Annotated in this window: 10 protein-coding genes and 1 tRNA gene; 1 reads left to right on the top strand and 10 read right to left on the bottom strand. The window is 67.8% G+C overall.

Annotated elements, in window-relative coordinates; all coding sequences use genetic code 11:
* Positions 1-50: 50 nt before the first annotated feature.
* The 10 genes from ACIQ3R_RS09705 to ACIQ3R_RS09660 all read right to left on the bottom strand — a co-directional run bounded on the left by ACIQ3R_RS09705 (position 51) and on the right by ACIQ3R_RS09660 (position 9,478).
* Positions 51-476: a PaaI family thioesterase gene (locus tag ACIQ3R_RS09705; protein ID WP_397417826.1), complete on the bottom strand. Its 426-nt coding sequence runs from the start codon at positions 474-476 to the stop codon at positions 51-53.
* The gene (locus tag ACIQ3R_RS09700) at positions 469-966 is read right to left on the bottom strand and encodes a DUF192 domain-containing protein (RefSeq protein WP_397417823.1); all 498 of its coding nucleotides are present in this window, start codon (positions 964-966) and stop codon (positions 469-471) included. The genes ACIQ3R_RS09705 and ACIQ3R_RS09700 overlap by 8 nt, the downstream gene beginning before the upstream one ends.
* Before the next feature lie 29 nt (positions 967-995).
* The gene (locus tag ACIQ3R_RS09695) at positions 996-1,559 is read right to left on the bottom strand and encodes a cold-shock protein (RefSeq protein ID WP_397417821.1); all 564 of its coding nucleotides are present in this window, start codon (positions 1,557-1,559) and stop codon (positions 996-998) included.
* 159 nt (positions 1,560-1,718) lie between these two features.
* Positions 1,719-1,793: transfer RNA gene (locus tag ACIQ3R_RS09690), tRNA-Glu, on the bottom strand.
* Positions 1,794-1,847: 54 nt separating this feature from the next.
* Entirely contained in the window at positions 1,848-3,635 is a 1,788-nt protein-coding gene (gene recJ / locus ACIQ3R_RS09685) for a single-stranded-DNA-specific exonuclease RecJ (protein ID WP_397417819.1), read from the bottom strand.
* A gap of 119 nt (positions 3,636-3,754) precedes the next feature.
* Positions 3,755-5,212: a metallophosphoesterase gene (locus ACIQ3R_RS09680; RefSeq protein WP_397417817.1), complete on the bottom strand. Its 1,458-nt coding sequence runs from the start codon at positions 5,210-5,212 to the stop codon at positions 3,755-3,757.
* Between the two features lie 168 nt (positions 5,213-5,380).
* Positions 5,381-6,334 carry a class II fructose-bisphosphatase gene (gene glpX, locus ACIQ3R_RS09675; protein ID WP_397417815.1) on the bottom strand — a complete coding sequence of 318 codons (954 nt, stop codon included), beginning with the start codon at positions 6,332-6,334 and terminating at the stop codon, positions 5,381-5,383.
* Positions 6,335-6,369: 35 nt separating this feature from the next.
* Entirely contained in the window at positions 6,370-7,668 is a 1,299-nt protein-coding gene (locus tag ACIQ3R_RS09670) for a homoserine dehydrogenase (protein WP_397417813.1), read from the bottom strand.
* Positions 7,668-8,888: an LL-diaminopimelate aminotransferase gene (locus tag ACIQ3R_RS09665; RefSeq protein ID WP_397417811.1), complete on the bottom strand. Its 1,221-nt coding sequence runs from the start codon at positions 8,886-8,888 to the stop codon at positions 7,668-7,670. The genes ACIQ3R_RS09670 and ACIQ3R_RS09665 overlap by 1 nt, the downstream gene beginning before the upstream one ends.
* A gap of 146 nt (positions 8,889-9,034) precedes the next feature.
* The gene (locus tag ACIQ3R_RS09660) at positions 9,035-9,478 is read right to left on the bottom strand and encodes a hypothetical protein (protein WP_397417809.1); all 444 of its coding nucleotides are present in this window, start codon (positions 9,476-9,478) and stop codon (positions 9,035-9,037) included.
* Positions 9,479-9,561: 83 nt separating this feature from the next.
* On the opposite strand from ACIQ3R_RS09660, the gene phaC reads away from it, so the two are divergent.
* Complete coding sequence (phaC, locus tag ACIQ3R_RS09655; protein ID WP_397417807.1) at positions 9,562-11,511, top strand: class I poly(R)-hydroxyalkanoic acid synthase; 1,950 nt, start codon at positions 9,562-9,564, stop codon at positions 11,509-11,511.
* The last annotated feature ends 25 nt before the right edge of the window (positions 11,512-11,536 follow it).

Here is an 11,536-nt window from a genome sequence, read left to right as displayed (position 1 = left end):
GCGATTGCCGCGCCTATCCGCTGGAGAAGGGCTCCCGGAGAGGAGTTCGCCTACCCGTCCCGCCGCGCCATCAGTTTGAAGATGCCCGAGGCGCGGACGATGTCGACGCCGCGGGCGCGCAACACGCTTTCCGCGAAGGCTACGTCCTGGGTCGCGCGGGTGAGTCTCGCCTCGCCGATGACCCAGTCGCCCTTTCGGGCCATGTGCAGGTAGTCGATCGAGAGGTGAATGGTCACGCCGATCCGGCCGCTGCCCCGGCTGGCCGCAGCCGCCAGCAGCCCATCGGTGAAGGCGCTGAGCATGCCGCCATGCACGATGCCGACTCCGTTGGTGTGGCGCGGCAGGGCGTAGAAAGCCTGGGTCATCACCTCCCCGCCGTCGGGGCGGTGGAAATAGGGCCCGTTGAGCGTGGAGAATGGGCCTCTGCCCTGGCTGAGCACGAAACCGGGCGGCGGATCGGGGATCACGTCATCCACGCGGGATGCTCCTATGGTGGATGCGGTCGCCGGGTTTGAGGCCCAGTTGCGCGGCGCGACCGGCGGCCAGTTCCAGCACGAAACGGGCAGGACCGGACGAGGGCAACGGACGTTCGTCCAGCGGCCGGGCGTTGGCGATCGAGACGATGCTGCCCCTGGCGTCGATATAGATGATGTCGAGCGGGATCAGCGTATTGCGCATCCAGAACGCCTGGATGTCGGCGCGCGGAAAGACGAACAGCATGCCCCGGTCCGGAGCGACCGCGCGGCGGCACATCAGGCCGAACTCCCGTTCCCGCGGATCGTCTGCCACCTCGACCAGGAACCAGGTCTCGCCACGGGCTGTCTTGGTCGAGAGCGGCTCCAGCGGCCGAATCTCGGGTTGGCCGACGCAGTTGCGGGGATCCTGGCGGGGTAACTGGGCCTGGACCGGCATGGCGGCGAGCAAGGCGAGGCCTACGCCCAATCCGCACGCGAACTTCAGATGCAACACGTCGCCGCGACTCCCGCGCCTGATGATCAGGCGAGGTTAGACTCCCGGATTTCGGCGACCACAAGGCCCTTGGGGCCGTCCGTGAAGTTGACCATCACGCTGTCGCCCGGCTGCAGGTCCTCGATGCCGGCGTCGCGCATGGTTTCGATGTGGACGAAGATGTCGCCGGGGCCGGAATCACGCACCACGAAGCCATAGCCCTTCGCGCGGTTGAACCACTTGACCTTGGCGCTTTCCAGCGGACCGGTGGCCTCGGATGGGCGCCGGGCGGCCCGGGGCGCGCCATTGCGGCTGTCTTCGCCAACACGACGCTCGGTTGGCGTGGCGCAACTCTCATCGACCTGCACCACTTCGGCGACCTGCCAGCCCTTGGCGCGGCGCACCACGTCGCAGGTGATCGCCGAACCCTCCAGGCAGTGTTCGCGGCCCATGGGCCGGAGGCTGGTGATGTGGAGCAGGACATCCTTGAGATCGGTGACCTGAGGATCGTCCGGAACGACGAAGCCGTAGCCCTTGCCTGTATCGAACCATTTGACCCGGCCTGAGATTCGAACGGCGGGCGATACATCACCAGACTCAAGCTCTTGCACGTTCGTACTCCCCCCCCCCGGAGTCCGCGACCCCGTGACGGGCCCGATACACCTATAACAGTGTTCTCGAAGGGGTGCGGGCGTCAAGGAAATTGCCGAGACGAAACAACCGGCGCGTCAGGCGCATACGCCCAGGAAGCGAGTGTGGGGGAAATCGCGTGGCAGTCCCTAGGGGAGTCGAACCCCTCTCTCCAGGTTGAAAACCTGGCGTCCTAACCGATAGACGAAGGGACCGCGTGACGCGAAGGCGCGCTCTATAAACGCCTTCCCCGAGGCCTGCAAGCGCAGCTAGACTCGGCGCGGATCGGCGGCGTCCTCGATCTCCAACTCCACGCTTTCGCGGCCCTGCCAGTCGTCAGGCTTGAGCTTGCCGGCCACGTGCAGCGCGCCGCCCGCCATCAGTCTCCGGCCCAGCTCGGTGTCTTCCGAACGCCAGGCGACGGCCTTGAGGCGCCCACCGGACGGGTCGGTGAGCGTGACCCGCACGTGCCCGCCGCGCAGCGCCATCGGACGTTCGATCCGGGCGTCGGCCAGGGCGAAGGTCGGCTCGGGATTGCCGGGCCCGAACGGCGCCAGCCGCTGGAAGTCGGCCCACAGAGCCCGGTCGGCGCCGCGCGTTGTAACCAGGGCGTCAATGTCATAGCCATCAGCCAGGGTGGCGGCGGCGCTCTCGGTCTCGAGCTGCTCGCAGAGAAACGTGGTGAGTTCGGGGATGGCGCCCGGGCGCACCGAAAGTCCGGCCGCCATGGCGTGGCCGCCGCCGGCCAGGAGCAGGCCCGCTTCATAGGCGGCCTGGACCGCGCGCCCGAGGTTGACGCCCGGCTGGGAGCGGCCGGAGCCCTTGCCCACGTCGGCGGCGCGATCGATGCCGATCACGATCACCGGCTTACGGAAGCGCTCGCGCAGCCGGCCGGCGACGATGCCGATCACGCCTGGGTGCCAGCCGTCGTCGGAGACCACAAGGCACGGGCCCTCGGTGGCGTTGGACTGTTCGAGGCGTCGGATCGCAGCTGCCTGGACCTCGGCCTCGACGGCCTTGCGCTCCGTGTTGAGTCCGTCCAGCTCCGCCGCGAGGGCCGCAGCCTCGACCGGATCATCGGTGGCCAGCAGGCGCGCGCCCAGGTCAGACCTTCCGATCCGCCCCCCGGCGTTGATGCGGGGGCCGAGGAGGTAGCCGGCATGAAAGACGCTCGCCGCGCCCTCCCCGCCCTTGGCGACCGCCATCAGCGCCTTGAGCCCCGGATTCGCCCAGCCGGACATGATCTTCAGGCCCTGAGCCGTCAGGGCGCGATTGAAGCCGGTCAGCCGGGTCACGTCGCAGATTGCGCCAATGGCCGCCAGATCGAGCCAGGCGCGGATGTCCGGACCTTCCCCCAGGCCACGCCGCCGCGCCTCCCGGTTCAGCGCCGCCAGCAGCACGAAGGCCACGCCCGCCGCCGCCAGGTGTCCCTGTCCTGAGCCGCAATCCGGCCGATTGGGATTGACCAGCGCGGCGACCGCCGGAATCTCCCCTGGCCGCATCAGATGGTGATCAATCACCACGACCGGCAGTTCGATCTCAGCCGCGCAGGCCAGCGCATCCGTCGCCGCGGCGCCGCAGTCGACCGTCACCACCAGTTCCGCGCCCTCGGCCTTAAGCCGCCGGAATGCGGCCGGCGACGGGCCGTAGCCCTCAATGATGCGGTCGGGGACATAGATCGCAGGCTCGCGGCCCATGGCGCGGAACCAGCGTACAATCAGCGCCGCCGATGAGGCGCCGTCGACGTCATAGTCGGCGAACACCACAACGCGGCGCCCGGCCTCAAGGGCGTCCACCAACAGGGTCGCCGCGCGATCCATGTCGGCGAAGCTTGAGGGGTCCGGAAACAGGGCCTTGAGCGTCGGCGCCAGGAAATCGGCCGCCTCCGCCTCGGAGATATCCCGTGCGGCCAGCGCCCGGGCCAGCGGCTCGGAGAGGCCGAGCGCCAGCTGATGGCGGCGCGCCAGTTCGGGATCGGCCGCCCGCGCCCGCCAAGGTCGCCCCGACAGCGAGGCCGACACGCCAAGAAAGCCGAGATTCGTCGATCCGTCCGCCACGCGCCCTCACTTGATGCGAACTATCCGCCCCGCCCGAGCGAGTCGCCATAGCGCTCTTGCCGCAGGCGTGCGTCAGAATGGGGCGGAGTCGCCCCGTTGCGGGGTCGAAGAGCCCAGAATCAGTCGAGCTTCAATGTGGAGTAAGGCGCAGTGTTGGAAAAGGCGCGCTCATCAATGGTCGCGGCGGCTCCGGCGATCAGCCGCTTGCCACCGGGCCCCTTCTCAAGCGCGAAGGCATCGTAGAGCTGGCCGTCCACTGTCCAGGCCTCGTAGGCCAGGCGCTCGCCGTCGATCCTGATAACCTGGAAGAACTGCGAGTTCTCGCCCTTGCGCTGAAGCTGGACACCATGTTCGGCGTAGTCCTTCCAGCCTTCTTGGCGCCAAACGTACTGCTTGGGTCCCGAGACCGAGTTGACGAACATCGGCCCGATCGCCCCGGCCGCCGAGCCTTGAGCAGACAGACGCTCCGGCGTCTGGGGAATGCCGCCCCGCGCATAGGTGTGGTCATGGCCCTGCAGCACCAGGTCGACGTCGTGCTTTTTCAGGACCGGAAGAAGGATGTCGCGGCGCATGCGGTCATCTCGATCCCTGCCGGAAGAGAACACGGGGTGATGGAAGGTCGCCACCCGCCAGCGCGCCTTGGAATTCGCGAGTTCGCGGTCGAGCCAAGCTGCCTGGACCTTGAGATCCGCGCCCATAGTGTCGATCACAAACACATGCAGGTCATCGGTGTAGCGGACGGCGTAGGCCGTCTCCTGCAGATCAGCGGGCAGGTCGGCCACCTGTGGCAGCCGCCACTGGGGCCGCCAGAGTTGCGACAGCGCGCGCCGCTGCTCGTTGGGCGCGGCGCTGACGCGCGAGTACTCATGGTTGCCCGCGACCGGCACGGCTGGGACCATGCCGTGGATGAAGCCAACGGCCTTGAACCACTGCGCCCACTCGTAGTCGCGCGAGCCGGTATCCACCATGTCTCCAGCATGGATGATGAAGCGCGCGTCAGGCGCCTTTGCGTAAGCGGCCCGGATCGCACGCGACCAGTGCGATAGAATTCCGTTCTGCGCGTCCCCTAGGTAGAGGAAAGTGACCGGCCCCTTCAACGGGGCGGTGCGGACCTGGAACCATTCGCTCCACTGGTCCGCCGCGCCCTGCACCCGATAGACATAAAGCGTGTCGGGCTCGAGGCCCTCGAACAGCGCCGAGTGATACCGAACGGCTGGAAGCGCGGCGTTGTGCGGCACATCGAAAAGCTGCCCCGCCAGCGCGATTTTCGCAGGATCCAGGCGCTCGGTCTGGGCGTCCACTGAGCGAGCAGCCAGGTCGAACCGCGCATCCGGCGTCGCTCGGGCGATTTCGGCTCGCGTCGCCTTCGCCGTATCGTCGGTCCGCCAGCTAACCGCAAGGGTCCGGGCCGGGTCGGCGGCGAAGGTCACCACCACTCGATCAGGCCAGGCCGACGCCTGCTGCCAGGGCGGGATCGGCGCGCCAGGGCGGTCCCCATGCGCCAGGGCAGGCCCGCCGATCACAACCTGCGCGGCAATCAGAAGTCCGGCGGCGGCGCTGAAGACTGAGCGCATCATCTCGAAACCTCGCCCCCGTTCCATGGCTTGGGCCCGCTAAGGCGGCCCGCGATGCATGCAGGACCGCAGGGCGCCGAAAAGCTTCCAGGGTTCTTGCACGACGAAAATGACATCATCGTGTTTCGTCCCGAAGACACTCGCGCCGGCTGTCGTACGCCCCCTAGCCGTTCAGGCGGGCCGCTTCATCCGCACTTCACGCACTGTCCGGGTCGCGGAGTTCATCACCAGGGTGTGGGTGTGGACGAAGCCGTCCTTGACGCTCACGCCATCGAGCAGCGCACCCTTGGTAACGCCGGTCGCCGCGAAAATCGCGTCGGCGCGAACCATCTCGTGCAGGTCGTACTTCTTGTCGAGATCGGTGATGCCGACGCGAGCGGCGCGGGCCCGCTCGTCGGCGTTGCGGAACACCAGGCGGCCCTGGAACTGACCGCCGACACACTTCAGCGCCGCACAGGCCAGCACGCCCTCCGGCGCGCCGCCCGAGCCGACATAGAGGTCGACGCCGGTATCCGGGTCGGCGGTGTTGATCACCCCCGCCACGTCGCCGTCGGTGATCAGGTGTATGCGAGCGCCCACGCCGCGAACCGAGGCGATGATCTCTGCGTGGCGCGGACGATCCAGGATGCAGACGGTGATCTCGCTGGTCTCGACGCCCTTGGCCTTGGCCAGCGCCGTGACGTTCTCCGCCGGGCTCCTGTCGAGATCGATCACGCCGGCCGGATAGCCGGGGCCGCAGGCGATCTTGTCCATATAGGTGTCGGGCGCATTGAGCAGCGTGCCCTTAGGCGCCCAGGCCATCACCGCCAGCGCATTGGCCATGGCCTTGGCGGTAAGGGTCGTGCCTTCCAGCGGATCGAGCGCGATGTCGATCTTGGGCCCCTTCCCGCGACCGACCTTCTCTCCGATGTAGAGCATCGGCGCCTCGTCGCGTTCGCCCTCGCCGATGACGATCTCGCCGTCGATATCGAGGTCGTTCAGCGCCGTTCGCATGGCGTCGACGGCGGCCTGGTCGGCCGCTTTCTCGTCGCCCCGGCCCGCCAGCTTCCAGGCGGCGATAGCGGCGATCTCCGTCACGCGGACGGCGTCCAGCACCAGTCCACGATCCAGCACTTGGGAAGTCATGTCGTCTCCGTCCCTGTATTGGAGGGCCTTTGAGCCTAGATGCGGACGATCCGCAACATCCGTGGCCGGTCGAGCACCGCCGACAGGCCCGCGATCCGTTCCACCGCCTCGGCCAGGGTGGCTTCCGGAGCCGCATGGGTGGTCAGCACGATGGGCACGCCCGCCGCGCCTTCGGAGGGCTTTTGCAGGAAGCTCTCGATAGAGACGCCGGCCTCGGCCAGGGTCTCCGATACCGCCGCGATCACGCCGGGCTCATCCCTGACCAGGAAGCGCATATAGGCCCGGCCGGTCATCTGGCGGGGATCGACACGCTGCAGCGGCGGCAGGTCCTGAACCGGCGCCTGGAAGGTCGGCCGCGAGCCGCCGGTCATTACATCGGCGAGATCGGCCGCGACGGCGGCGGCGGTGGGGCCGGCCCCCGCGCCGGGCCCCTGGATGAAGAACCGTCCGATCCGGTCGCCCTCGATGAACAGGGCGTTCAGCGCCCCGCCCGCCTGAGCCAGGGGATGATCCAGCGGCACCAGCGAGGGCCGCACCCGCACCCTCGCGCCGTCTCCCGCGCGCTCGGCCGAGGCGATCAGCTTGATGCGATAGCCGAGATCCTTGGCCATGCGGATGTCGAGCAGTTCGATCTGCTCGATGCCCTCCACCTCTGCGGCCTTGAAGTCCGGCGTGCAGTTGAACGCCAGGGCCGCCAGGATGGTGATCTTGTGGCCGGCGTCGAAGCCGCCCACGTCCATGGTCGGGTCCGCCTCGGCGTAGCCCAGGCGCTGGGCGTCGCCGAGCACATCGGCGAACGACCGCCCCGAGGTCTCCATCTCGGTCAGGATATAGTTGCAGGTGCCGTTGAGGATGCCGGCGATGGTGTTGATGGTCTCGCCCACCAGCCCCTCGCGCACGATCTTGACCGCCGGCACTCCGCCCATCACCGCGGCCTCGAACTTCAACGGGACGCGCATCTCCTCCGCCAGCGCCGCCAGCTCGGCCCCGTGTTCGGCGATCAGGGCCTTGTTGGCGGTGACCACAGGCTTGCCGGCCCGCAGGGCCGCCTCGACGGCCGCCTTCGCCGGACCGTCCGACCCGCCAATCAGCTCGACGAAAATGTCGGTTTCCTTGGCCTGGGCCAGGGCCACGGGATCGTCGAACCAGGGGATGCTCGATATGTCGACCGGTCTCGGGCGTGATCGCGACCGCGCCGAGACCCCGCTGACATGGAACAGTCCGCCCGCCGGGGCGAAGGCTGGATCGCCGCCGAGGAAGTCGATCAGGCCGGCGCCGACGGTGCCGAGGCCCGCGACGCCGATGCCCCAGGGACGGCGTTCCTGACTGTCCATCACTGCGCCGCGAGCGCGTTGTGCGCCCGTCCCAGGATCTCGTCGGCGTTGCCGAGGAACTTCTTCACGTTGCGCGCCGCCTGGCGGATCCGGTGCTCGTTCTCGACCAACCCGATGCGCACATATCCCTCGCCGTATTCCCCGAACGCGATGCCGGGCGCCACGGCGACGCCGGCCTCCTCGATCAGCAGCTTGGAGAACAGCATCGATCCGGCCTGCTCGTACTGCGGCGGGAGCTTGGCCCAGGCGAACATCGAGGCCGGCGGCGCCGGAATGTCCCAGCCGGCGCGCTTCATCGACTCCACCAGGGTGTCGCGTCGACCCTTGTAGATCGCCCGGATCTCATCGATGCAATCGGTCGGTCCGTTCAAGGCCGCGGCGGCGGCGACCTGGATCGGCGTGTAGGCGCCGTAGTCGAGATAGGACTTCACCCGCGCCAGAGCCGCGCACATGCGCTCATTGCCCACCACCATGCCGACCCGCCACCCGGCCATGGCGAAGGTCTTGGACAGCGAGTTCACTTCAACGGCGATGTCCTTGGCCCCGTCCACCTGCAGCAGCGACGGCGGCGGATTGTCGTCGAAATAGATCTCGGAATAGGCGATGTCAGAGAGCACCAGCATGTCGTGCTTCTTCGCCAGGCCCACGACCTCCTTGTAGAAGTCGAGATCCACCCACTGCGCCGTCGGATTGGATGGATAGCTGACGATCAGCACGCTCGGCGGCGGAGCGGAGTGCTTCACCGCCCGGCTGATTCCCGAGAGATACTCTTCCGGGCTGCCCGCCGGCACGTGGCGGATCACACCGCCGGCCATGATGAAGCCGTAGGCGTGGATCGGATAGGCCGGGTTCGGGCAGACGATGACGTCGCCCGGTGCAGTCAGCGCCTGGGCCAGGTTGGCGAAGCCCTCCTTCGATCCCAGGGTGGCGATCACCTCTCGCTCGGGATCGAGCTTCACCCCGAAACGTCGACCGTAGTAGCCGGCCATGGCTTTGCGGAGCCCGGCGATGCCCTTCGAGGCCGAATAGCGCCCGGCCTTGGGGTCGCGCGCGGTTTCGATCAGCTTGTCGACGATATGGCTCGGGGTCGGCATGTCGGGATTGCCCATGCCGAAATCGATGATGTCGGTCCCCTGCGCGCGCAGGCGGGCCTTGATGCGGTTGACCTCCTCAAAAACGTAAGGCGGGAGGCGTCGGATACGGTGAAATTCAGGTGTCATTGTCGGAGCTCTTGCGCCGCGCTTCGCCCATGCGGCCGATCTGCGAGCTGAGGTGGGGCCTGGATAGACGTGTGGGCTATGTCCGCCAAGCCGGGTTGCGGAAAAGTTACGCCTCGCGCGGCGCCTACGCCCGCGGATCGCGGGCCTCAGCGCGGCGGAGGCGGTGTAGCTCGGTCCCGCAGGGCCCGGGCGAAGGCTTCGGCCTCATCCGGATTCGGCGGATCAAGTTCCGGGCCGGCGTCGCGACGCCCGCGTTCGGCGTAGGCGTCGGTTCCGTCCAGGGTCCAGGTTCCTGGCGCGGTGGCCTGTTCGAGCGCCGCGCCTTCCGCCAGCACGGCCTGAGCGCTGCGACCATAGCGCGTGCCGGGCGCGGCGTCGGCCGGGGCCTTGGGAATGCTCGCAAAGGTCGGGAACGGCGCATCCTGTCGCGTCAGCCGCGCCACGTCCGCGGCGACCGGCGAGGCCGGGTCGATTTTCGAATCCCCGAAGGCCGCGCCGACGCAGCCGCCAAGCGACAGCGCGCACATCCCCGCCGCTAAAGGCGTGACGAGGCGGGTGGCGCTCAGCCATAGTGTCTGGGGCGTGGACATCTGCGTCCGGTCATAGGCGATGATCGTGGATGGCGAAAGAGCGCGCGGTTTGCAGGGCGCGCGGCCTTCCGGAGGAGGCTTGGATGAGCGAACAGGGCGGAAAAACGAAAGGCGGCCAGTCCAAGTCCGGCAAAACCGGCAAGGGCAAGAAGGCTAAGGCCGATCCGGCCGCAATGATTCCGCCGCCGCCCGGGCCCTCCGCCGCCGCCGAGCCGCCGCCGAGACCGGCGACACCGGCCTTCGATCCCACCGTGTTCACCACCGAACAGCGGAACCAGATCGAACAGCTGTCGCTCAACCTCGCCAAGGCCGCCATGACCGCGCAGGGCGCGATCGCCGAAATGGCCCTGCGCCAGGCGGAGAGGCCCGCCGCGCTCTCGCCCGACCCGTTCCATGTCGCCCCCGCCCTGACCCAGGTCATGGGCGCCCTGGCCGCTCAGCCCGACCGGCTGATGCGGGCCCAGGGCGAGCTCTTCACCCGCTATCTTGATCTCTGGCAGTCGATGGCCAAGCGGGCCGGCGGGGAAACCCCGCCCCCCGTCGCGACCCCCGCCAAGGGAGACAAGCGCTTTCTCGATCCCGACTGGAGCGACAATCCAGTCTTCGACGCCATCAAGCAGTCCTATCTGCTGACCGCCGGCTTCCTGAACGACATGGTCTCCGGCGTCGATGGCGTGGATCCGATGGAGAAGCGGCGGGTCGAGTTCTTCATGCGCATGCTGACCGACGCCTTCTCGCCCTCAAACTTCCTGGCATCAAACCCCACAGCCCTGCGTGAGGTGATGGCGTCCGGCGGAGAGAGCCTGGTCCGCGGCATGCAGAACTTCCAGGCCGACCTCCAGCGCGGCGGCGGCCAGCTCTCCATCGCCCAGACCGACTACGAGATGTTCAAGATCGGCGAGAATGTCGCCACCGCGCCGGGCAAAGTGGTTTTCCGAAATGAAATCATCGAATTGCTGCAGTTTTCGCCCACAACGGATCAGGTCCATGAGGTCCCGCTGCTGATCTTCCCGCCGTGGATCAACAAGTTCTACATCATGGACCTCAGGCCCGAGAACTCGCTGATCCGCTGGCTGGTGGCGGAGGGCTTCACCATCTTTGTCGCCTCCTGGGTCAACCCCGACGCAGCCCTCGCCACCAAGACCTTCGAAGACTACATGCGCCAGGGCATCTATGAGGGCGTCGGCGCGGCTCGGCGTCAGGCCGGGGTCGATCACGTCAACACCGTCGGCTATTGCATCGGCGGCACGCTGCTCTCGGCCACCCTCGCCCACATGGCTGTGAAGGGCGATACGTCGATCGGCTCCGCCACCTTCTTCGCGGCCCAGCAGGATTTCTCCGAGGCCGGCGACCTCCTGCTGTTCACCAATGAGGACTGGCTCAAGGACCTCGAAGCCAAGATGGACGAGGGCGGCGGCGTGCTCTCCGGCCAGACCATGGCCGACACCTTCAACGCCCTGCGCGGCAACGACCTGATCTGGTCGTTCTTCGTCAACAACTACCTCCTGGGAAAGGAACCCAAGCCCTTCGACCTGCTGTTCTGGAACTCAGACCAGACCCGCATGCCCAAGACGCTGCACACCTTCTATCTGCGGAAGTTCTATGGCGAGAACGCCATGGCCAGGGGCGAGCTGGTGCTCGACGGCGTGTCCATCGACCTCTCCAGGGTGAAGGTTCCGATCTACGTCCAGTCCTCCAAGGAAGACCACATCGCCCCCGCCCGATCGGTCTACAAGGGCGCGCGGCTGTTCGGCGGCCCCACGACCTTCACCATGGCCGGGTCGGGCCACATTGCGGGCGTGATCAACGCGCCGGTCGCCAAGAAGTACCAGCACTGGACCAACCCCCAGCTCCCCGAAACGCTGGAGGCCTGGCAGGCCGACGCGGTCGAAACCCCGGGCTCCTGGTGGCCGCACTGGTCCGCCTGGCTGAAAGCCCGCTCCGGCCCCATGGTCCCCGCTCGCGACCCCTCCCAAGGCCCCCTTCCCCCGCTCGGCGATGCGCCCGGCGACTATGTCAAGGTGAGGAGCTAAGGGCGGGCTTCCGGGCTTTCCGCGG

The sequence above is a fragment of the Phenylobacterium sp. genome (assembly GCF_044371015.1).
In the GTDB taxonomy this organism is placed as follows: domain Bacteria; phylum Pseudomonadota; class Alphaproteobacteria; order Caulobacterales; family Caulobacteraceae; genus Phenylobacterium.
This window is presented reverse-complemented; position numbering and strand designations above follow the sequence as displayed.

Bases quoted from the DNA above. Each gene is read 5' to 3' on its own strand.
- ACIQ3R_RS09680 (WP_397417817.1), bottom strand. From the start codon at position 5,212: ATGATGCGCTCAGTCTTCAGCGCCGCCGCCGGACTTCTGATTGCCGCG.
- glpX (WP_397417815.1), bottom strand. From the start codon at position 6,334: ATGACTTCCCAAGTGCTGGATCGTGGACTGGTGCTGGACGCCGTCCGC.
- ACIQ3R_RS09670 (WP_397417813.1), bottom strand. From the start codon at position 7,668: ATGGACAGTCAGGAACGCCGTCCCTGGGGCATCGGCGTCGCGGGCCTC.
- ACIQ3R_RS09665 (WP_397417811.1), bottom strand. From the start codon at position 8,888: ATGACACCTGAATTTCACCGTATCCGACGCCTCCCGCCTTACGTTTTT.
- ACIQ3R_RS09660 (WP_397417809.1), bottom strand. From the start codon at position 9,478: ATGTCCACGCCCCAGACACTATGGCTGAGCGCCACCCGCCTCGTCACG.
- phaC (WP_397417807.1), top strand. From the start codon at position 9,562: ATGAGCGAACAGGGCGGAAAAACGAAAGGCGGCCAGTCCAAGTCCGGC.